This window comes from Mycobacterium sp. (genome assembly GCF_044223235.1).
Classification (GTDB): domain Bacteria; phylum Actinomycetota; class Actinomycetes; order Mycobacteriales; family Mycobacteriaceae; genus Mycobacterium.
This window is the reverse complement of the sequence record NZ_JBGAME010000024.1, coordinates 1-21,746: the sequence shown is the minus strand read 5'-3', so window position 1 is coordinate 21,746 and position 21,746 is coordinate 1. Positions and strand designations below refer to the sequence as shown.

General features: G+C 67.6%; 17 protein-coding genes, 1 tRNA gene and 2 pseudogenes. 8 read left to right on the top strand and 12 right to left on the bottom strand.

The genetic code is table 11. The annotated features are described in order from the left end of the window. Window positions 1-12: 12 nt before the first annotated feature. Window positions 13-171 (top strand): annotated as a pseudogene (locus ADBZ6K_RS21770) (maleylpyruvate isomerase N-terminal domain-containing protein); the annotation flags it as partial. Window positions 172-175: 4 nt separating this feature from the next. Continuing rightward, window positions 176-457, top strand: a pseudogene (locus ADBZ6K_RS21765) (TIGR03085 family metal-binding protein); the annotation flags it as partial. A gap of 64 nt (window positions 458-521) precedes the next feature. Here the strand turns inward: ADBZ6K_RS21765 and ADBZ6K_RS21760 are convergent. From ADBZ6K_RS21760 to ADBZ6K_RS21715, 10 genes are all read right to left on the bottom strand, one after another. Beyond that, window positions 522-986: a DUF4383 domain-containing protein gene (locus ADBZ6K_RS21760; protein ID WP_526350572.1), complete on the bottom strand. Its 465-nt coding sequence runs from the start codon at window positions 984-986 to the stop codon at window positions 522-524. A gap of 390 nt (window positions 987-1,376) precedes the next feature. Further along, on the bottom strand, window positions 1,377-3,248 hold the full coding sequence (locus ADBZ6K_RS21755) for a propionyl-CoA synthetase (protein ID WP_526350570.1): 1,872 nt from the start codon (window positions 3,246-3,248) through the stop codon (window positions 1,377-1,379). Between the two features lie 71 nt (window positions 3,249-3,319). Continuing rightward, complete coding sequence (locus ADBZ6K_RS21750; RefSeq protein ID WP_526350568.1) at window positions 3,320-3,997, bottom strand: response regulator transcription factor; 678 nt, start codon at window positions 3,995-3,997, stop codon at window positions 3,320-3,322. Next, window positions 3,994-6,534 carry a DUF4118 domain-containing protein gene (locus ADBZ6K_RS21745; protein ID WP_526350566.1) on the bottom strand — a complete coding sequence of 847 codons (2,541 nt, stop codon included), beginning with the start codon at window positions 6,532-6,534 and terminating at the stop codon, window positions 3,994-3,996. Before ADBZ6K_RS21745 ends, ADBZ6K_RS21750 begins: the two co-directional genes overlap by 4 nt. Window positions 6,535-6,590: 56 nt before the next feature. After that, window positions 6,591-9,167: a DUF4118 domain-containing protein gene (locus ADBZ6K_RS21740; RefSeq protein ID WP_526350564.1), complete on the bottom strand. Its 2,577-nt coding sequence runs from the start codon at window positions 9,165-9,167 to the stop codon at window positions 6,591-6,593. 7 nt (window positions 9,168-9,174) lie between these two features. Next, a complete protein-coding gene (locus ADBZ6K_RS21735) occupies window positions 9,175-10,050 on the bottom strand; it encodes a potassium-transporting ATPase subunit C (RefSeq protein WP_526350562.1) in 876 nt (291 codons plus the stop codon). A gap of 1 nt (window position 10,051) precedes the next feature. Beyond that, complete coding sequence (kdpB, locus tag ADBZ6K_RS21730) at window positions 10,052-12,193, bottom strand: potassium-transporting ATPase subunit KdpB (RefSeq protein WP_526350560.1); 2,142 nt, start codon at window positions 12,191-12,193, stop codon at window positions 10,052-10,054. Window position 12,194: 1 nt separating this feature from the next. After that, window positions 12,195-13,865 carry a potassium-transporting ATPase subunit KdpA gene (gene kdpA / locus ADBZ6K_RS21725; RefSeq protein ID WP_526350558.1) on the bottom strand — a complete coding sequence of 557 codons (1,671 nt, stop codon included), beginning with the start codon at window positions 13,863-13,865 and terminating at the stop codon, window positions 12,195-12,197. After that, entirely contained in the window at window positions 13,865-13,966 is a 102-nt protein-coding gene (locus ADBZ6K_RS21720; protein ID WP_526350556.1) for a potassium-transporting ATPase subunit F, read from the bottom strand. The genes kdpA and ADBZ6K_RS21720 overlap by 1 nt, the downstream gene beginning before the upstream one ends. Beyond that, window positions 13,948-14,037 (bottom strand): potassium-transporting ATPase, encoded by a 90-nt coding sequence (locus ADBZ6K_RS21715; protein ID WP_526350554.1) that lies wholly within the window; start codon window positions 14,035-14,037, stop codon window positions 13,948-13,950. The genes ADBZ6K_RS21720 and ADBZ6K_RS21715 overlap by 19 nt, the downstream gene beginning before the upstream one ends. A gap of 285 nt (window positions 14,038-14,322) precedes the next feature. Here ADBZ6K_RS21715 and ADBZ6K_RS21710 point away from each other — a divergent pair, with 285 nt between their 5' ends. Further along, a complete protein-coding gene (locus ADBZ6K_RS21710) occupies window positions 14,323-15,054 on the top strand; it encodes a type III PLP-dependent enzyme domain-containing protein (protein ID WP_526350552.1) in 732 nt (243 codons plus the stop codon). 25 nt (window positions 15,055-15,079) lie between these two features. On the opposite strand, the gene ADBZ6K_RS21705 is transcribed toward ADBZ6K_RS21710, so the two are convergent. Then, complete coding sequence (locus ADBZ6K_RS21705; protein WP_526350550.1) at window positions 15,080-15,805, bottom strand: MIP/aquaporin family protein; 726 nt, start codon at window positions 15,803-15,805, stop codon at window positions 15,080-15,082. A 180-nt stretch (window positions 15,806-15,985) separates the two neighbouring features. Here ADBZ6K_RS21705 and ADBZ6K_RS21700 point away from each other — a divergent pair, with 180 nt between their 5' ends. After that, window positions 15,986-17,506, top strand: coding sequence for an HNH endonuclease signature motif containing protein (locus ADBZ6K_RS21700; protein WP_526350548.1), 1,521 nt, complete (start codon window positions 15,986-15,988; stop codon window positions 17,504-17,506). Between the two features lie 65 nt (window positions 17,507-17,571). Here ADBZ6K_RS21700 and ADBZ6K_RS21695 read toward each other — a convergent pair whose 3' ends face one another. Beyond that, window positions 17,572-18,531: an L-lactate dehydrogenase gene (locus tag ADBZ6K_RS21695; RefSeq protein ID WP_526350546.1), complete on the bottom strand. Its 960-nt coding sequence runs from the start codon at window positions 18,529-18,531 to the stop codon at window positions 17,572-17,574. Window positions 18,532-18,724: 193 nt separating this feature from the next. On the opposite strand from ADBZ6K_RS21695, the gene ADBZ6K_RS21690 reads away from it, so the two are divergent. The 4 genes from ADBZ6K_RS21690 (at window position 18,725) to ADBZ6K_RS21675 (ending at window position 21,649) form a co-directional block, all read left to right on the top strand. Further along, a complete protein-coding gene (locus ADBZ6K_RS21690; RefSeq protein ID WP_526350544.1) occupies window positions 18,725-19,510 on the top strand; it encodes an HAD-IIA family hydrolase in 786 nt (261 codons plus the stop codon). Next, entirely contained in the window at window positions 19,510-20,559 is a 1,050-nt protein-coding gene (locus ADBZ6K_RS21685; protein ID WP_526350542.1) for an iron-containing alcohol dehydrogenase family protein, read from the top strand. Before ADBZ6K_RS21690 ends, ADBZ6K_RS21685 begins: the two co-directional genes overlap by 1 nt. Before the next feature lie 393 nt (window positions 20,560-20,952). Then, a complete protein-coding gene (locus ADBZ6K_RS21680) occupies window positions 20,953-21,417 on the top strand; it encodes a methyltransferase domain-containing protein (protein WP_526350540.1) in 465 nt (154 codons plus the stop codon). A 158-nt stretch (window positions 21,418-21,575) separates the two neighbouring features. After that, window positions 21,576-21,649 (top strand) — tRNA-Val (locus ADBZ6K_RS21675). The last annotated feature ends 97 nt before the right edge of the window (window positions 21,650-21,746 follow it).

Genomic DNA, 21,746 nt, shown 5'->3' with positions numbered 1-21,746 from the left:
CAACAGGGAAATATGTCTGTGGTCGGCCTGGACATGCTGGAGCGCGGTGCGCTGTGCGACCTTCTCGATGAGGTTGGTCCTTCCGCGCCTACTCTGCTCGACGGCTGGACTGCCCATGATCTCGCCGCCCACCTCGTGTTGCGGGAACGTGATGTCATTGCCGGACCGTGTCTGGTCCGGCCCGCCCTTCGGATTGTTCCGGATCGGATGGGTTCGCGAGGTGGCAAATCTCAACGAGTTCTTCGTCCATCACGAGGACATCCGTCGAGCAAACGGAGGACAACCTCGTACCCTCACGGCGGCGATGAATGTCGCCTTATGGCGAAACGTATGCCGCGGCGGTCGCTACTTGAGTCGGCGGCTCGACGGTTGCGGGCTCGAGATCGAGTGGGCCTGCCCCGCCGAGCGGGTGCGGGTTCGGCGAGGCGAACCGAAGGCCCGGATCGGCGGTGCGCCGCACGCAGTTCGGCATGTGAGTTCAGCGCTTCGCCAACCGCGCATGTGGGCTGGGTGTTCGGGCCTCAGCCGGTGCGCGCCTTGAACTTCCGCCTCGGTTTGGTGGGGTCGTGCTGACCGCCGAGCGTCAGACCGAGCAGCACCATCACGGCGCCAGTGCCCAGATGAAGCCAGTTGTTGGCGGCGCTGACCGGGACGATGTTTGCGCTGCTGGCGTCGTCGATCAACAGTCCATATCCCCACAGCGCCAGGAACGCCAGCCCGCCGAACAACAGGTAGGCACGCGCGGCGGCATAGGTGCGTGCAAAGACCAAGCCGAGGATGCCCGCCGCGAGGTGCATGGCGTTGTGCAGCCCCGACACCGCGAACACCCCGAAAAGCTTTGCTCCCGTGTGGTTGCCCGCCCACGTCAACTGGTCCAGATGTTGGGTCACCCCGGGAACGAAACCCACGATTCCCAGTGCGAGCAATGCCGCCCCGACGAAGACGGCTGCGCCTTGGACCGCCATGCACGTGCGACGTTTCGGCATCGCTTCCCCACCTCCCCGCCCTCCTGACCGGCAGGCTAGAGAAGTACCCGCGTGACCGCGCGGCTAATCGGCGCGGTGGGGTCGCGGGACGGCGTCAGCGGCTAACGGCGCACCTTGCAGCCGCTGCTCAGGTTGCCGCAGTGGTGCCCGCCGTCGCATGCATTACAGCGACAGGTACAGCCCGATCCGGCCTTCGTTTCGGAAACTCGCATCGCAGGTCAACTCCTGTGACTGTCTGACCGCCGACCCGGCGGGAGCAGAGTTCGTGGACATGGACACCTATCAACATATGCCGATTTCACGATGATTTCCGCCGCTTTCCGCGATTGCGCACCGGAACGGCAGCCCAACGGCGGTTTGCCGGGCGGGGGTGCCCGCCCGCCAAACCGCTCAGGGCCGCAGAATGGGCTTCAGCGCATCGAGCACCGACGCGTCCTCGATCGTCGAGGGCACCGGTTCGTCCTTGCCGTCGGCGATGCCGCGCATCGTCTTGCGCAGGATCTTGCCCGAGCGGGTCTTGGGCAGCGCGGGTACGACGTCGACCATCCGGAACGCCGCGACCGCACCGATCTCGTCGCGCACCAGCTGGACGAGTTCCTTGGCCAGTCCGTCGCCGGAGGCGCCCGCCTTGAGCACGACCAGACCGCGGGGCGCCTGCCCCTTGATCTCGTCGGGCACCCCGATGACCGCCGCCTCGGCGACCGCCGGGTGGGTGGCGAGTACCTCTTCGATCGCCCCGGTGGACAGCCGGTGGCCGGCGACGTTGATGACGTCGTCGATGCGGCCCATCACGAACAGGTAGCCGTCCTCGTCGAACCGTCCGCCGTCGCCGGTCAGGTAGTAGCCGGGATGCTCCGACAGGTAGGAGGCCTCGTAGCGGGCCTCGGCATTCCACAGGGTGGGCAGCGTGCCCGGTGGGAGCGGCAGCGAGATGCAGATCGCGCCCTCCTCGTTGGGGCCGCAGCCGAACCCGTCGTCGTGCAGGATGCGCACGTCGAAGCCGGGCATCGGCACCGTCGGTGAACCTGCCTTGATCGGAAGTTGTTCCACACCCATCGGATTGGCCGCGATGGCCCAGCCGGTTTCGGTCTGCCACCAGTGGTCGACGACTGGAATCGCGAGGTGTTCGCTGGCCCAGTGGTAGGTGTCGGGATCGAGCCGCTCACCCGCGACGAAGAGGTATTTCAGACCGGACAGGTCGTGCTTCGAGACGTAGTTCGCGTCGGGATCCTCCTTGCGGATCACGCGGATCGCGGTGGGGGCGGTGAACAGCGCCTTCACGCCGTGCTCGCTGATCACCCGCCAGAACGCGCCGGGGTCGGGTGTTCCGACCGGTTTGCCCTCGTAGAGCACGGTGGTGGCGCCCAGCAGCAGCGGTGCGTACACGATGTAGGAGTGGCCGACCACCCAGCCCACATCCGACGCGGCCCAGAACACGTCACCGGGCGCCATGTCGTAGATGTTGCGCATGGTCCACATCAGCGCGACGGCATGCCCGCCGTTGTCGCGCACGATGCCCTTGGGCTTGCCGGTCGTCCCCGACGTGTACAGCACGTAGAGCGGATCGGTCGCGGCCACCGGTACCGGGTCGGCGGGCTGTGCGTTCGCCATCAGCTCGTGCCAGTCCAGATCGCGGCCGTCGACCATCTCGCACCGCAGCCGGTCACGTTGGACGACAACACAATTGGTCGGCGGGTGCTCGGTCAGTTCCAAGGCGTGGTCGAGCATCGGCTTGTACTCCACCACCCGGCTCGGCTCGATGCCGCACGACGCCGACACGACGACCTTCGGTTGCACGTCGTCGATGCGGATCGCCAGCTCGTGGGGTGCGAATCCGCCGAACACCACCGAGTGCACCGCGCCCAGCCGGGCGCAGGCCAGCATGGTGATGACGGCCTCGGGGATCATCGGCATGTACACGACCACCCGGTCGCCCTTGCCGACGCCGAGCTCGCGCAGCACCCCGGCGAACCGGGCGGTCTCGTCGCGCAGCTCGCGGAACGTGTAGGTGCGCTGACTACCGGTGACGGGGGAGTCGTAGATGAGCGCGGGCTGCTCGGCCCGGCCGCCGTCGACGTGGCGGTCCAGCGCGTTGGCGCAGGTGTTGAGCTCCGCGTCGGGGAACCAGCGGTAGAACGGCGGATTGGTGTCGTCGAGGATGCGTTCCGGTGGCCGGGTCCACGTGACGGCCTTGGCCGCTTCCGCCCAAAAGGCCGCAGGGTCTTGGATACTGAGGTCGAACTGTTCGCGATAGCCAGCCATACCGGGCACCGTAGCGTGAGATGCGTGTCACATCGGAGCGGACGGTCGAAACCATCCGGTGAGCGGTCGTTTCAAGGCTGGAAGCGGTAGCCCATCCCCGCCTCGGTGAGCAGATGGACCGGGTGGGACGGGTCGTCCTCCAGCTTGCGCCGCAGCTGGGCGAGATAGACGCGCAGGTAATGGGTTTCCTTGGCGTAGGCCGGACCCCATACCTCTTTGAGCAGCTCCTCGCGGCCCACCAGCTTGCCCCGGTTGCGCACCAGCATCTCCAGCATGCCCCATTCGGTGGGGGTCAGGTGTACCTCGGTGCCGCCCTTGGTCACCTTCTTCGCGGCCAGGTCGACGGTGAACGCCGCCGCTTCGACGACCGGCTCGTCGGTGTCGGACGCGGCGGCGCGCCGCACCGCCGCCCGCAGCCGGGCCAGGAATTCGTCCATACCAAAGGGTTTGGTGACGTAGTCGTCGGCGCCGGCGTCGAGTGCCTCGACCTTGTCGGCCGAGTCGGTGCGGGCCGACAGCACGATCACCGGTGCGCTCAGCCAACCCCGCAGCCCGCCCAGCACGTCGATGCCGGACATGTCGGGCAGCCCCAGGTCGAGCACCACGACGTCGGGTCGGTGGGCGGCGGCGGTCCGCAGCGCCTCACCGCCGCTGGCGGCGGTCAACACCTCGTAGCCGCGCACGGACAGGTTGATCCGCAGGGCGCGCTGGATCTGCGGTTCGTCGTCGATCACCAGCACCCGCGTCATGCCGGGTCGCCCCCGGGCGGTGCGGGCAGGTCGACCTCGACGGTCAGTCCGCCGCCGGGGGTGTCGCCCGCCGTGACGGTGCCGCCCATCGCCTCGACGAATCCGCGGGTCACCGAAAGGCCGAGGCCGACACCGCTGGTGGTGTCGCTGTCCCCGAGCCGCTGAAACGCCCCGAAGAGTCTTTCCTCGGTGCCGCGGGGGATGCCGGGGCCCTCGTCGGCCACGGCGATCAGCGTCCGGTCGCCGACCCGGCCCGCGGTGATCCGCACCGGGCTATCCGGCGCGTAACGCAGCGCGTTGTCGATGAGGTTGGCCAGTGCGCGCTCCAGCAGGCCGCCGTCGGCCATCGCGACGGCGTCGCCCACTTCGACCTTCACCCGGTCCACACCGGCGCGGCGGAAGCCGGTGCTGCCCGTGCTGATACCCAGCAGCGCCCGGTGCACGGTTTCGTCCAAATAGACCCGGTTCAGCTCGGGCCGCACCGCCCCGGCGGCCAGCCGCGACGAGTCGAGCAGGTTGCCGACGAGCGCGGTCAACTGGTCGACGGACTCCTCGACGGTGGCCAGCAGTTCGGCGGTGTCCTCGTCGGAGAAGTCGACCTCGTCGCTGCGCAGGCTGGACACGGCCGCCTTGGCGCCGGCCAGCGGGGTGCGCAGATCGTGGCTGATCGCCGAGAGCAGCGAGCGCCGCAGCTCGTCGGCCCGGGTGATCGCCTCGGCCCTGCCTGCCTCCTCCGTGAGCTCCCGTTGCCTGACCAGACCCGCGGCCTGTTTGGCCACGGCGGTCAGTACCCGCAGATCCCTGGCGGACAGCTTCCTGCCCGCCAGCAGCAGCCAGAACTGGTCGTGGGGTGCGTCGGGATCCACCTCGACGGCGGTGTCGGCGGATGTGATGTCGCCGCACGGGTCGGCACCCACCGCGGCGGCGACCGCCGCCCCGTCGGGTCCGGTGCGAAGCAGGCTGACCGCCCGTTGGGAGTAACTCTCGCGGACCCGCTCCAGCAGGGTGTCCAGGTCGGCGTCGCGCAGCACCGACCCGGCGAACAGGGCGAGCAGTTCGGCTTCCTGGGACGCGCGTCGGGCTTCGCGGGACCGGTTGGCCGCTCCGTCTACCAGCGCCGCGACGGCGACGGCGACGGCCAGCAGGACGACGATGGTGATGGCGCCGTCCGGTTCGGAGATGCTGAACGTGTGCCGCGGGGTGACCAGGAAGTAGTTCAAGAGCAGCCCGGACAGCACCGCGGACAGCGCCGCCGGGGCGACACCGCCGAGGAGAGCCACCAGCAGGACGCCGACGAAGAACATCGCGCTCTCCCCGCCGATGCCGAGATACGGGTCCAGCGCCAGCACGATCAGCGCGCAGATCCCCGTCGGGATGACCAGGGCAGCCAGCCAGGACATCAGATGCTTGCGGCGCGGCCCGAGTCGCGACCACGCGGAGGGCTGCTTGGCCTCCTCGTGGGTGACCATGTGCACGTCGATCTTCCCGGACTGCTGCACGGTGGTGGCGCCGATGCCCTCGTCGAAGATCCTGGCCCACCGCGACCGCCGGGAGGTTCCGAGCACCAGCTGGGTGGCGTTGGTGTCCACGGCGAATTCCAGCAGCGCCGTGGACACCTCGTCGCCGACGATGGTGTGCAGGCTGGCGCCAAGGCTTGCGGCCAGCTCACGGATCCGGCCCATCTGGGGTGCGCTGACCCCGGTCAGTCCGTCGCCGCGGATCACGTGCACCACCATCAGTTCGGCGCTGGATCTCGAGGCGATGCGGGAAGCCCTGCGCACCAACGTTTCCGACTCGGGGCCTCCGGTCACCCCCACCACCACCCGCTCCCGCGCCTCCCAGGTGGAGGTGATCTTCTTGTCGGCGCGGTAGCGGGCCAACGCCGCGTCGACCTCGTCGGCCAGCCACAGCAGCGCCAATTGCCTTAGCGCGGTGAGGTTCCCGGTGCGGAAGTAGTTGGACATCGCCGCATCCACCCGCTCCGGCGGGTAGATGTTGCCGTGCGCGAGCCGTCGCCGCAGCGCTTCCGGGGTGATGTCGACGAGCTCGATCTGGTCGGCGCGGCGGACCACCTCGTCGGGGATGGTCTCCTTCTGCTCGGTCCCGGTGATCTGGGCGACCACGTCGTTGAGGCTCTCGAGGTGCTGGACGTTGACGGTGGTGAGCACCGTGATGCCCGCCTCGAGCAGCTCCTCGACGTCCTGCCAGCGTTTGGCGTTGCGGCTGCCCGGGGTGTTGGTGTGGGCAAGCTCGTCGACGAGCACCACCTGCGGGCGGCGGTCGAGCACCGCGTCGACGTCGAGTTCGGGGTGGCGCTGGTTGCGGTACTCGACGTAATGCGGCGGGATCATCTCGATGCCCGCCATCTGCTGGGTCGTCTTGCGGCGGTCGTGGGGCTCGATGAACCCGGCGACGACGTCCGTGCCCCGTTCGATCCGCCGATGGGCCTCGCCGAGCATGCCGTACGTCTTGCCCACACCCGGCGCCGCGCCCAGGTAGATCCGCAGATCTCCGCGTTTGCGCCGGCGTATGCTCACCGTCTCATTTTCGCTCAGCCGCGGTCATTCCTGGCAACGGTAGCCCAGCACCAGCGTCACGGCGTGCCGTTTGCCGGTGCGCCGAGGTCGATCTCCATGGTCAGTCCGCCGCCCGGCGTGTCGGCGGCGGTCAGGGTGCCGCCCATCGCCTCGACGAATCCGCGGGCCACCGAAAGGCCGAGACCGACCCCGCTGGTGGTGTCGCCGTCGCCGAGCCGCTGAAACGCCCCGAAGAGGCCTTCCTCGGTGCCGCGGGGGATGCCGGGGCCCTCGTCGACGACGGCGATCAGGACGCGCTCGCCGACCCGGCCCGCGGTGACCCGCACCGGGCCGTTCGGTGCATAGCGCAGCGCGTTGTCGATGAGGTTGGCCAGCACACGCTCCAGCAGGCCGCCGTCGGCCATCGCCACCGTGCCGCCGACCTCGACCTTGACCCGGTCGAAGACGTCGTGGCCGATACCGCTGCCGCTTCGGCTGAGCCCCACGAGGGCTCGCTGCACGGTTTCCTCGAGGTAGACCCGGCGCAGCTCGGGCCGCACCGCCCCGGCGGCCAGCCGCGACGAGTCGAGCAAATTGCCGACGAGTGCGGTCAGCTGGTCGATGGACTCCTCGACGGTGGCCAGCAGTTCGGCGGTGTCCTCGTCGGAGAAGTCGACGTCGTCACTGCGCAGGCTGGACACGGCCGCCTTGGCGCCGGCCAGCGGGGTGCGCAGGTCGTGGCTGACCGCGGAGAGCAGCGAGCGCCGCAGCTCGTCGGCCCGTTCGAGGGCTTCGGCCTTGCCGGCTTCTTCGCTCAGCTCGCGTTGTTCGACCAGCCCGGCGGCCTGTTTGGCGACGGCGGCGAGCACGCGGCGGTCCCGGGCGGAAAGCCTCTTGCCCGCCAGCAGCAGCCAGAACTCGTCCCGGGGTGAGTCTCCGCCGACTTCGATCGCCGTGTCGGCGGAGTCGACGTCGAGGCACGGGTCGGCGCCGACGCAGGCGACAACGGTTGCGCCGGCAGATCCTTCGCGTCCTTCGCGCAGCAGGCTGACCGAACGCTGGGAGTAGGTCTCGCGGACCCGCTCCAGCAGGGTGTCCGGGTCGGCGCCGCGCAGCACCGAACCGGCGAACAACGCGAGCAGTTCGGCCTCCTGGGCGGCGCGTCTGGCCTCGCGGGACCGGTTGGCCGCGCCGTCGACGAGTACCGCCACCGCGACCGCGACGACCAGCAGCACGACGATGGTGATGGCGCTGTCGGGTTCGGCGATGGTGAACGTGTGCCGCGGGTCGACGAGGAAGTAGTTGAGCAACGCCCCCGACAGCAGCGCCGACAGCGCAGCGGGTGCGACGCCGCCAAGGAGGGCGACGGCCAGCACACCGACGAAGAACAACGCGCTCTGCCCGCCGACGTCGAGGAAACGGTCGAGTGCCCCGACGGCGACGGCGCAGATCGCCGACGGCACCAGCACCGCGGCGAGCCACGATGCGACGCGTTGCCTGCCCGGGGTGTGCCGCGTCGTGGCTCGCCGCGGGAAGCCCCGTTTGGCTTCTTCGTGGGTGACCATGTGCACGTCGATCTTGCCGGAGTGCTGCACGGTGGTGGCGCCGATGCCCTCGTCGAGGATGCGGGCCCAGCGCGATCGTCGCGACGTCCCGATGACCAGTTGGGTGGCGTTCATCTCGCGCGCGAAATCCAGCAGGGCCGCAGGCACCCCACCGGCGTCGTCCCCGACGACCGTGTGCAGGGTTGCGCCCAGGCTGACGGCGAGCTCACGGACCTTGCCCATCTGCGGTGCCGAGATGCCCGCCAGCCCGTCGCCGCGCACGACGTGCACGACCATCAACTCCGCGCTGGACTTCGACGCGATGCGCGATGCCCTGCGGACCAGGGTTTCCGACTCGGGTCCGCCGGTGACCGCCACGACGACCCGTTCCCGGGCCTCCCACATCTCGGTGATCTTGTTGTCCGCCCGGTACTTCGCCAGCGCCGCGTCGACCTGGTCGGCCAGCCACAGCAGCGCCAGTTCGCGTAGCGCCGTGAGGTTTCCGGGTCTGAAGTAGTTGGACAGCGCCGCGTCGATGCGTTCGGGCCGGTAGACGTTGCCATGGGAAAGCCTGCGCCGCAACGCCTCCGGTGTGATGTCGACGAGCTCGATCTGGTCTGCGGCCCGCACGATCTCGTCGGGCACCTTCTCCTGCTGCTCGATGCCGGTGATCTGGGTGACGACGTCGTTGAGGCTTTCCAGATGCTGCACGTTGACCGTCGAGATGACCGTGATGCCCGCGTCGAGCAGCTCCTCGACGTCCTGCCAGCGCTTCGGGTGCGCGCTGCCCGGGGTGTTGGTGTGGGCGAGTTCGTCCACCAGCACGACCTCGGGGCGGCGCGCGAGGACGGCAGCCACGTCCAGCTCCGGGAAGGTGCCACCGCGGTAGGTCAGGTAGCGCGGCGGGATGACCTCGATGCCGTCGAGCAGCTCGGCGGTCTTCTTGCGGCCGTGGGTGAGGACGACGCCGGCGACCACGTCGGTGCCCCGCTCGAGTCGCCGGTGCGCTTCACCCAGCATCGCGTACGTCTTCCCGACGCCGGGCGCCGCGCCGAGATAGATGCGAAGCTCGCCGCGCTTGCTCTTGTGGTCGGGGCTCGACGTGGCCATCTCGGGATCAGCCCGCCGCCGGGTACTTCTGGTCGAGCTCCAGGTTGAGCTCGAGCACGTTGACGCGGGGTTCGCCGAGGAAGCCCAGACCGCGGGAGCTGGTGTTGTCGCTCACCACCCGACGGACCTGCTCGGGCGTGACGCCGCGGGCCTGCGCCACGCGGTTCACCTGGATGTCGGCGTACGCGGGTGAGATGTCGGGATCCAGACCGCTGCCGCTGGCGGTGACGGCGTCGGACGGCACCTGCGGGTCGGCGGGTGCGTTGCCCCTGATCGGCACGATCTGCCCCGCGCTGTAATCCTCACCGAGCTTCGCGCATTCGACGTGTACGCCCTCGTAGCTGGCCAGGAACGGGGTGCTCACCGATTCGCACGGCTCGTTGACGCTGACGACCCGTGCCGGCTGGACGACGGTGCCGCGGGCGTCGCGCGGGCCGATCACCGACAACACCGCGCCGACGCCGCCGCCGGTGCAGAACGGCCGGGCGCCGTCGGCACCGTCGCGTTCGCCGATGTCCTTGCTGCGCCGGCACACCAGAGTCAGCAGGCTGGGGTCATCGGGGGTGTCGACGATGCTCTCGGGACCGAGGTTGCTCGCGCCGCTGGCCAGCGGGTCGTACCCGTCGCCCGCCGCCGACGGCCTGCTCTGGAAGTACCGCGGCAGCGGGCTACCGTCGGCGTCGGTGAAGGCTTGGCCGATCAGGCTGCTGCCCACCGGCTTTCCGTCGGCCTCGACGATCGACCCGTCGGCCTTGTCCCGCAGCCCGGGCAGCTGCGCGACCAGCCAGATGACCGCCGGGTAAGCCAGACCCAGGACGACGGTGAACAACAGCAGCGCACGCAGCGCGGCCCAATGCTGTCGGGCCAGGGCGGAGAATCTCATGTCACATTCCGGGGAAGAGTTGGATGACCAGGTCGATCAGTTTGATGCCGATGAACGGTGCGATGATTCCTCCGAGTCCATACACGTAGAGGTTGCGGCTCAACAGCTTTGACGCACTGCTCGGGGTGTAGCGGACACCGCGCAGGGCCAGCGGGATCAGCGCGACGATCACCAGCGCGTTGAAGATGACCGCGGACAGGATGGCCGATTGGGGGCTGTGCAGCCGCATCACGTTGAGCAGGTCCAGGCCGGGGAACATGGCCACGAACATCGCCGGGATGATCGCGAAGTACTTGGCGATGTCGTTGGCGATCGAGAACGTCGTCAGGGCGCCTCTGGTGATCAGCAGTTGCTTGCCGATTTCGACGATCTCGATGAGCTTGGTCGGATCGGAGTCGAGGTCGACCATGTTGCCGGCCTCCTTGGCGGCCGACGTGCCGCTGTTCATCGCCACGCCGACGTCGGCCTGCGCGAGTGCGGGTGCGTCGTTGGTGCCGTCGCCGGTCATCGCGACGAGCTTGCCGCCGGCCTGCTCCTTTTTGATCAGGGCCATCTTGTCCTCGGGTGTGGCCTCGGCCAGGAAGTCGTCCACCCCGGCCTCGTCGGCAATCGCCTTGGCGGTCAAGGGGTTATCGCCGGTGATCATCACCGTGCGGATGCCCATCCTGCGCATCTCGTCGAACCGCTCCCGCATGCCGTGCTTGACCACGTCCTTGAGGTGGATCACCCCGAGCACGGTCGCGGCACCGGCGCGCACCCGCCCGACCACCAGCGGCGTGCCACCGGCGGCCGAGATGCCGTCGACGATCTCACCCAGCTCGGCGGGCACCTGACCGCCCTCAGCCCGCACCCACTCCGCCACCGCCGTGGCGGCGCCCTTGCGCAGCTTGTTCCCGTCCAGATCGACGCCGGACATCCGGGTATTCGCACTGAATTCGATCCAGTGGGCGTGGGCGAGTTCACCGGGCGTGCGGGCCCGCAGCCCGTACTGCTGTTTGGCGAACACGACGATCGAGCGGCCCTCGGGTGTTTCGTCGGCGAGGCTTGACAGCTGCGCCGCGTCGGCGAGTTCCCCTGCGCTCACGCTGGATATCGGGACGAACGCCGCGGCCTGCCGGTTGCCCAGGGTGATGGTGCCGGTCTTGTCCAGCAGCAGCGTGTTGACGTCACCGGCGGCCTCGACGGCACGGCCGGACATGGCCAGCACGTTGCGCTGCACCAGCCGGTCCATACCGGCGATGCCGATCGCCGACAGCAGGGCGCCGATGGTGGTCGGGATCAGGCACACCAGCAGCGACACCATCACGATGCCGGTCACGCCATTGCCGGTGAGCGCCAGGCTGTCCGGAACGCCCGGGTTGTTGGCCTTGGAGAAGATCGCCAGCGGCTGCAGGGTGGCGACGGCGAATACGAAGATGATGGTCAGCGACGAGAGCAGGATGTTCAGCGCGATCTCGTTGGGTGTCTTCTGCCGGTTGGCGCCCTCGACGAGCGAGATCATCCGGTCGATAAAGCTTTCGCCCGGTTTCTGGGTGATCCGCACGACGATGCGGTCCGACAGCACGGTGGTGCCGCCGGTCACCGCGGAGCGGTCGCCGCCGGATTCCCGGATGACAGGAGCGGATTCACCGGTGATGGCCGACTCGTCCACCGACGCGATGCCTTCGACGACGTCCCCGTCGCCCGGGATGGCCTGACCGGCTTCCACGACGACGACGTCGCCCTGCTGGAGCAGGGGAGCGGCCACCGCCTCCTCCCGCGCCGGTGCGCCGGGGTGCCAGTCGACGAGCCTGCGGGCCATCGTGGAGGTCTTGGCATTGCGCAGGCTCGCCGCCTGGGCCTTCCCGCGACCCTCGGCGACGGCTTCGGCGAGGTTGGCGAAAACGACTGTCAGCCACAGCCACACGACGATCAGCCAGGCGAACCACGAAGGCCTGGTAACGGCAAGGACGGTGCTCCACACCGCGCCGATCTCCACGATGAGCATCACCGGGTTGCGCCACATGGTGCGCGGGTCGAGCTTGCGCAGCGCGTCGGGCAGGGATCGCCACAGCATCTTCGGGTCGAGCAGACCGCCCTGAATGCGTTTGGCCGGTTTGGCGCTTGTGCTCGCTGGCGCGGATTCGAGTGTCAGGGTGGGCATGTCAGTGGATTCCTTCGGCGAGTGGTCCGAGCGCGAGCATCGGCAGGAAGGTCAGCGCGACCAGGATCAGCGTCACGCCTGCGACCATGCCGACGAACTGCGGCCGGTGGGTGGGCAGGGTGCCGATGGATTCGGGTGTCTTGCCCTGGCTGGCCAGTGAGCCCGCCAGCGCCAGCACGAAGATGATCGGCAGGAAGCGGCCGAACACCATGGCCAGGCCGAGCGCGGTGTTGTACCACTCGGTGTTGACGCCGATGCCCGCGAAGGCGGATCCGTTGTTGTTGCCCGCCGAGGTGAAGGCGTACAACACCTCCGAGAGCCCGTGGGGGCCGGAGTTGAGCATGCTCGCCCGCTGGCCGGGCATCGCCATCGCGACGGCCGTGCCGGTCAGCACGATCAGCGGGGTGATCAGGAAATAGGTTGCGGCCAGCTTGATCTCGCGCGGGGTGATCTTCTTGCCGAGATACTCCGGGGTGCGCCCGACCATCAGTCCCGCGACGAACACCGTGATGATCGCCAGCACGAGCATGCCGTAGAGGCCGGAGCCGACGCCGCCGGGCGCCACCTCGCCGAGCTGCATGTTGAACAGCGCCATCAGCCCGCCGAGGCTGGTGTAGGAGTCGTGGAACGAGTTGACCGCGCCAGTCGAGGTCAGCGTCGTCGCGTCGGCGAACACCGCCGAGTCGGCGACCCCGAACCGCTGCTCGACGCCCTCCATCGCGGCGTTGACCGCGGTGGGCACGGTGCCGTGATGCTGCAGTTGGAACAGCATCATCAGGCTGACGCTGACGGTGGCGATGACACCCATCACCGCGACGATCGCATACCCCTGCTTGCGGCTATGGATGATCCGGCCGAACGTGCGCGGCAGCGAGAAGCTGATCATCAGCAGCAGGAAGATCTCCACCCAGTTGGTCCAGACGGTGGGGTTCTCGAACGGGTGCGCCGAGTTGGCGTTGAAGAAGCCGCCGCCGTTGGTGCCGAGTTCCTTGATGGCCTCCTGGCTTGCCACCGGCCCACCGGTGATCGTCTGTTGTGCGCCGGCCAGGGTGCCGACCACCTGGTCGTGCAGGTGGAAGTTCTGGATCACGCCACCGGCTATGAGGATGATCGCGCCGACGATCGACAGCGGCAGCAGGATGCGGAATGTGCCGCGTACCAAGTCAACCCAGAAGTTGCCCAGTTCGTGGGTGCTCTGGCGGGCCAGGCCGCGCACGAACGCGACCGCGACCGCCATGCCGACGGCGGCCGACACGAAGTTCTGCACCGTGAGGCCGGCCATCTGGACCAGATGACCCTGCGTCGACTCGCCCGAATACGCCTGCCAGTTGGTGTTCGTCACGAAACTGACCGCGGTGTTCCATGCCAGCGCCGGTGTCATCGGGGTGGCCGGGTCATCAAGGTGCAGTGGCAGCCTGCCCTGGACCAGCTGCAGGAGGAACAGGAACAGGACGCCGACCGCGGAGAAGGCCAGCACGCTGCGCGCGTAGGCCCCCCACGTCTGTTCGGACTCGGGATCGGCCCCGATGATGCGGTAGACGAGGCGTTCACCGCGGGCGTGCTTCTGCGATGTGTAGACGCGGAACATGTAGTCGCCGAGCGGGACGTGCACAGCGGCGAGGGCGACTATCAGCGAGGCGAGGAATGCGATCCCCGCCGTAGTGGTGGTCACTAGAACCTCTCCGGGAACAGCAGCGCGGCGAACAGGAACAGCGCGATGAGGGCGGCCAGCACCAGGCCGACGACGTTCTCGATCACAGTCTCTCGACCCACTTGATCACCTGGCCGAGCAGGGCGAAGATCGCCACCGTCAGGACGGTGAACACCACTATGAGCACAACCACGAGATGTCTCTCCGTTCGAACCCGTTAACGCCGCCGGCGATTTCACCGGCATGTGTTCAGCGTCCGTCCAGTTCAGGGCGCTCAGCGCGGCGTTGACGGTTTCTTGACGGGCACGGGTGCGCCCTTAACGGAGGTCTTACGGTGTCACGCCGTGCAGGCGGGTGCGCACGGGTATTGGGCGAATCGGGACGCCTGTGAGTGTGCTGCGGTGGTGCTTCGAGTACGCGCCGGTGCGGGCTGAATCTCAGGATGGCGGCGTAGACAGGTCGGCGAAAGGAGGTCATCGTGACCATCTCCGACGTCTTACTGTCAGCGATCGAGCGCCGCAAGCGGGCGGATCGGCACGCGACGGTGCGTCGCTACGTCACCTATCGCACTGCCTTTCCTGCGGCGGAGATCGATTTTCCGGCAACGGCTCTCAAGGATGAGGAGGTCGCGTCCTGGGTGCGAGATCACCGCGTGCCGGTCGATGTCCGCGCGGGGGAGGACATCGACGTGGCTCTCGCGGCCGGGGTGCCGCCGGGCCAGATGAGCGTCCACGCCGATGTTCTCGGGGACGCCGAGCTGTGTGCGGTGGTCAGCGGTGGTGCCCGGCGGGTGGTGGTCAGCTCGGCGGGACAGGCCGAACTGGTTGCCTCCTGTGTCCGCAGTCGTCGGCAGTCGGTGGCCGTGCGGTTGAGGGAACCGGACACCACTGATCGGGAGATCGCACCGATTGCCGAGATCCTGAAGTTCAATCTCGTTGGAGTGTATGGCGATATCGCCTCGAAGGGAGGCGTGCACTCGGAGGTGATCCGGTACCTGGTCGGGGTGATGGCGATGATCGGCCGCCGCCACGGGGTGGTGCTGTGCCGGCTGGGGTTGTGCGGGCGAAGCGTCGTCCCGCCCGGCGATTGGGCAGTCGAATTGCCCGGATTCGCCGCAGCGGTTGAGGATTCGATCGACGAGGCCTGCGAGGCACTTCGCTTCCCCCGTCCGCTCGTGGCGCTCTCACCCGGGGCGGCCCTTCTCCCATGAGCGAGAGAAGGGCCGCCGGCTGCCTTTACTTGTACTTGTCGCCGGGATTGAGCACTCGGAATGCGGCAGCGGCAGCGGCGCCGGCGAGCAGCTGGACCGGGAGGTAGAGCCACACGGCCGATCCGCCGAACTGACCCATCGCCACGCCGGCGAGGACCACGGCCGGGTTGAATGCGCCGCCGGAGATACCGCCGACGGCGATCGCACCGGCCAGCACGGTAAAGCCGATCGCCAGGCCGTAGAAGCCGTTGTCGGGGTGGTCTTTGCTGGTCGCGACGTTGAGCACGACGTAGCACAACGCGAAGGTGACCAACAGCTCGGCGACCATGGCGGCGGGCCCGATGTGCATCGGGGCGGACGGAGTGCGGGGCAGACCGGCGGTGATTCCCGCCGCGGCGACCAACCCGCCGGCGACCTGGGCGCTGCAGTAGCCGACGGCGTCATGCACCGTGATGCGGCCGCGGACGAGCACCGCCAGGGTCACCGCGGGGTTGTAGTGGGCGCCGGAAACATGGCCGCCTGCGTAGATCATCGCCATCAGGACCGCGCCGATGGCCAGTGGGGCCAGCGGGCTGCCGGTGTGTGCCGTGGCGCCGATCGTGGCGACCAGGAAGAAGGTGCCGATCGCCTCGACGGCGTACTTCACTCGGACGTCCTGGCGTCGTGTGCGCTGGGCCTTGTGGATGTCGAAAGCGTTGCGATGTTGATGGCGGCGTGATGCGGCAGTGGGGGTGGGAAGTGTTCTCGTCATACGAATGAGGTTGCGGCACAACGTTGAGTCGTCGCATCCTGCGTTCGGGCGAACGGGCGGATGAATCCGGTGTCATCCATTCGGACGACACACCCCGGGTTATCCCCAATGCCGATTTTGTTCACAGGCTCGCGGTCGCCGAGTCACCTCTTGTCGGTGGCCGCAGGTAATATCGCACGTATGTTCGATTTGCTGACAACCGCCGAAAGTGCCGCTGGCGCCGGCGCGGTCGGTGAGTGGGCGCGGGTCGAGAACGCCGCATGCGCGCGGAAGCTGTCGGCGATGTTCGGCGTTCTGGAAGCGCGCCTGGCCGCCGACGGGGCCGTCGAACGGGAGCAGTGGTGCTTGGACAATTGGTCAGCGGTGTGCGCGGAAATCGCTGCAGCCCAAGGCCTGTCCGGTGGAGTGGTGTCCAACCAGCTGCTCGTTGCGAAGGCTCTGCACGAACGCCTCCCTCGGGTCGAGCAGCTGTTGACCGCAGGGGACCTCAGTTATCGCCTGGCGTCTGTCATCGTCACCCGCACCTCGTTGGCGACGGACCCGGAGACCATGGCCAAGATCGACGCTGCGATTGCGGAGCATTTGCATCGGTGGAGGGGTTGGTCGGAGGCCAAGATCGAAAAGGCCATCGACTACTGGGTCGACCGCTTCGACCCGCACGCACTGCGCCGCACCGAGGTCCGTGCCCGCTCGCGCGGCGTCATCGTCGACCGTCGCAGCAACGGTGACGGGCTGTCCGCGATCTCGGGCGATCTGTACGCCACCGATGCCGCCGTGCTCGACGAACGGCTGGACGCGATGGCGAAGGCGGTGTGCGACGGCGACCCTCGCACACTCGATCAGCGCCGCGCCGACGCACTGGGGGCGTTGGCCGGCGGGGCCGACCGGCTGGCCTGCGCCTGTGGGGAATCCGAGTGCCCGGCCGCCGACGCCTCCCCGGGCGCGGTGGTCATCCACGTGGTGGCCGACGCCGACACCGTCGAGGACACGACCGCTGCGGCGCTGGACGGGGAGGATCCGCAGCCGCGGGACATCAACGCGACGACGACGATCGCCGAGGCGTTTGCCCCCGACCCGCCGACCGAGCCGAGCCCGTGCAATCCCGCGCTGCTGATCGGGGGCACCATCATGTCTGCTCCGCTGGCCGCCGCACTGGCCCAGCGCGCGGTGGTGCGCACGATCGTCCATCCCGGCGCTGCGGGACCCGAACCTCGCTACACTCCCTCGACGGCGCTGGCGGAGTTCGTCCGCTGCCGGGATCTGACGTGTCGGTTCCCGGGCTGCGACGCGCCCGCATTCGACTGCGACATCGACCACACGATCCCCTGGCCGGTGGGGCCCACCCAGGCGTCCAACCTCAAATGTCTTTGTCGCAGACACCATTTGCTCAAATCGTTCTGGTGCGGACCCGCGGGTTGGTCGGATAGCCAACTGCCCGACGGTACCGTCATATGGACTGCCCCTGGCGGTTTCACGTACACCACCCATCCGGGTAGCCGGTTGTTCTTCCCGGCGCTGACGCGGCCGACCGCGCCGGTAGCCGTGGACGCGGCCGACATTCCTGCGCCGTCACCGGCCAGGGGGTTGATGATGCCGCGCCGCCGCCAAACCCGCGCCATCGACCGCGAGCAACGCATCAACGCCGAACGCGCGAAGAACGACATCTACGCCCGAGAACGCCTGAAACCGCCGACCTTCTGAGTCGTGGACAGCCCAGAGCCGGGTTACGTGTTCGCAACCGCCAGGATGTCGAACGTGGCGGCGCGCTACAAACCAAAGGTAGTGGCGACGTCACGCACTTGTTGCGCCGAGGCCTGCAACAAATCGAGTTCCCGCGGGGACATCGGCACGTCCAGCACGGCGGCCACGCCGCTGCGGTTGACCACCGATGGTAGGGACAAGCAGACGTCCGACAGACCGAGGTGCCCGTCGAGCAACGATGTCACCGGAAGGACGCCGTTCTCGTCGCGCAGGATCGCCTCGATCACCCGGGTTGCCGCCAGACCCACCGCGTAGTTTGTCGCGCCCTTGCCCCGGATGATGCGCTCCGCTGCCGTGACCACTTCGCGGGCGATGCTCTCCTCGGTCGCGTTGTCCAACGTGGGCCGGCCGGGCATTGCGAAGCCGGCCAAGGGCAGGCCTCCCACGGTGGCGGTACTCCAAAGAGGAAACTCCGAGTCGCCGTGCTCACCGGCGATGACGGCATGCACGCTCTGCGGGGCGACGCCGAAATGCCGGGCGACGAGGTCGCGCAGTCGCGAGGAGTCCAACACCGTCCCGGTGCCGAGTACACGGTGGGCGGGCAGGCCGGAGAACTTCAGCGCTGCCAGGGTGAGCACGTCGACGGGATTCGTCACCATCACGATGACCGCATCGGGAGCGACGTCGAGCAGCTTGGGTATCAGTGCCCGGCAGATCTCAACGTTGGTCCCGGCTAGCTCGAGTCGTGTCTGCCCGGGCTTCTGCTTCGCACCGGCGGTGACCACGACGACATCGGCGCCGGCGCAGACCTGGATGTCGTCCGAACCGTGCACCTCCGCGCGAGGGACGAACTGCAGCCCGTGGCGCAGGTCCAGCACCTCTGCCTCGACCTTCTCGGCGTAGAGGTCATAGAGCACCACGTCATGCGCCGCTCCGCGGATCAGGCTCGCGTACGCAAGCGTCGCGCCCACCGCTCCCGCTCCGACGATGGCAACTTTGTTACGGCGCAATCCATTTTCAGACATGTCAGTCAACGTAGAGACGAAACCGGTTCCCGAGATAGGGGTCGAAGGACACCGCATCTCGGGACCTCTGACAGGTCGGCCCGAGCCGGTGACCGCGGCAAGCTGGAAGGGTGTCGATAATGTGCCGACCCGGGAATTCACGTAATACTCCTCCGACTGGCGGGTGCCCGAATCGCCCATCGGAGGTGCGGGAGTGCCCAGGCTTGGCGTGATCTCCGACATGGACGGCGTGATCTATCGAGGCAAGCGGGCCATTCCCGGTGCACAGGGCTTCATCGACCGGTTGCGCGAGAGCGGGGTCGGATTTGTCTTCCTGACCAACAACTCCGAGCAGAGTGCGCTCGACTTGCTGCGCAAGCTTGCCGGGCTCGGGTTCCATGGTCTCACCGAGCAGAACTTCATCACCTCGGCAATGGCCACCGCGCAATTCCTGAACAACCAGAAACCGCATGGCACTGCCTACGTCGTCGGCGGCAGCGGATTGACTGCGGAGCTATACAAGATCGGCTACTCGATCACCGATACCGCGCCCGATTACGTCGTGGTCGGCAAGACCGAATCATTCGCGTATCCCATGTTGCGCAAGGCCGCGCAACTCATAGACGAGGGCGCGAAGTTCATCGGCACCAACCCGGATATGGTGGATCCCGTCGAAGGAGGCACCGAACCGGCCGCCGGGGTACTGCTGGCATCGATCGAGGCGGCCACTGGGACAAAGCCATACATCGTCGGGAAGCCCAATTCTCTGATGATGTTCTACGCCCGGGGAATGCTCGGGGTTCCCGCTGAGGACTGCGTGATGATCGGCGACAGAATGGATACCGACATCGTCGGCGGACTCGAGGCCGGCATGCAGACTTGCCTTGTGCTGTCAGGGGTGTCCGACCGCGCCGCTGTCGACGGCTTCCCCTACCGCCCGACGTTCGTCTACGACAGCGTCGCGGACATCGATCCCGTCGTGCTTGGGAAGCCGCACTGATGGAGATCCGCATCCCCTCCCTGCTGCGCATCAAGCCGGACGCCCTGTTCAAGCTGGGAAAGTATCTGCGCAAGTACGGCTTCGATCGAATTGCCCTCTTCTACGGCGAGGGTATCGAGGATCTGGTCGGGCAGAGCGTGCGGATCTCGCTGGCTTCGTCCGAGATCACCGTGGTGACGCAGCAGATCGCGCTGAGCAACGACGCCGATGCCATCGTCAGCACCGCGTTCCGTCTGCCCAGGGGAACCCAGGCGATTGTGGCTGTCGGCGGTGGGGTTGCGGTCGACGTCGGCAAGTACGTCGCCTTCCTCAACCGGTTGCCGATCATCGCGGTTCCGACGGCGATCTCCAACGATGGCTTCGCCTCTCCCGGCGCGAGCCTGCTTGTCGACGGCGCCCGGATCAGCGCGGCGGCCACCATCCCATTCGGTGTGGTGATCGACACCACCGTGATCCGCAATTGCCCGCCGCGTTTCACGTTGTCCGGGATTGGTGACCTCATCTCCAAGTACAGCGCGATCAGCGACTGGAAGCGCTCGTACCACGCCACCGGCGAGGCGATCAACGACTTCGCCACCACCATTGCGATGCAGAGCGTGGAGAATCTGGTCTTCCACCCGGTCAAGTCCATCGACGACCTCGACTTCCTGCAACTCGTCTGCGGGGCGTTGGTCATGAGCGGAGTCGCGATGGAGGTGGCGGGCTCATCTCGTCCGGCCTCGGGCAGTGAGCACCTGATCTCGCATGCCTACGATCAGATTGCCGACCGACCGCGGATGCACGGCGAACAGGTCGGTGTGGCGACCATCGCCACCACGTGGTTACAGAAGAATCCGCACCACTCCACCGTGCGACGCGTACTCGATGAGACCGGATTCAGCGCGGCGATGAAGCACGACCCCCTGGACCGTTCGACCTTCCTGCAGGCAGTGCGGTTGGCGACGACGATCAAGCCGGGCTATTACACCGTGCTGTCCGAGCCAGGAGCGGTCGAAGTGCTGCAGCGCTACCTCACCGAGGACCCGCTGTGGGGCGACTACCTTGCGTGATTCGCGCCGCGATCTCGCCGAGCCATATCAGCAGGTGGAGGACGACGACCAAAACTTCTCGGTGCATACGAAAAACGCCGGAGCATCGCTCACGGGCCCATCGATATCTTCTGGTCCGCCAGAGGGTAGCCCGATGACTTGTTACCGACCCTCAAATGTCTTTGTCGCAGGCACCATTTGCTGAAATCCTTCGGGTGCGGACTCGGGGGTTGGGCGGGTAAGCAGCCGACGTTCCTGCGCCGTCTCCGGCCAGGGGGTTGATGATGCTGCGCCGCCGCCAAACCCGCGCTATCGACCGCGAGCGACGGATCAACGCCTAACGCGCGAAGAGTGACATCTACACGCGAGAACGTCTCGAACCGCCGCCCTTCTGAAGGGCGTAGCGCACGCGTCGTGGGCCGCCCAGAGCCAGGCTACGTATTCGATATGGCGTGGGATCGCGAACGGGAGCGCCTCGAGGCACGGCAGATGGATCTGTTCGCCGACGACTTCCCGCGCGATTTGTTCGATGTCGTTCATGCGCGGTGCCTCCTCGAACATCTGCCCGAGCGAATCGAGGGGTTGGCACGTCTGATCGAAGCCGCTCGCCCGGGCGGCCTGGTGGCAATCTGCGATTTCGGCGGCGCTCTCGGCGGACCGATTCACCCGACGCCCGAGGACATGCTCACCCAGGAAGCGTTCCTCGCGGTCGTCAACGAGGCGGGCTGGGATCACACGTGGGCACCTAGGATGGCCGAGCGGATGCGCCAACTCGGCTTGGAAGAAGTCGATGCCGAATCGTTTCGTCGTTGCGAGGTCGGCGGAGACATCGGCAGCGTTCGAATCAATCAGTTCTCCATAGGCGTGGTGCGCGACTGAATGGTGGCCACCGGCAGAGTCACCGCCGAACAGATCGATGCTTGCGTGGCACGCTTGCACGACCCCTCGGTGGGGCATGTCATCTTGGAGACTTGGTATGCGTGGGGCAGGCGGCCGCCTCCACCCTGATACCGCCCCGGCCTCTACCATCATCGGTGGCCCCCATAGCCCAATTGGCAGAGGCAGCGGACTTACAATCCGCACAGTGTCGGTTCGAGTCCGACTGGGGGCACCGAATAAGTGCAGGTAGAGGTGGTTTTCGTCTCGAACAGATGAGCGATTGCAACACTTTCGGGCCCTCGGGTCAGCACCGCGTCAGCAGTCAGATC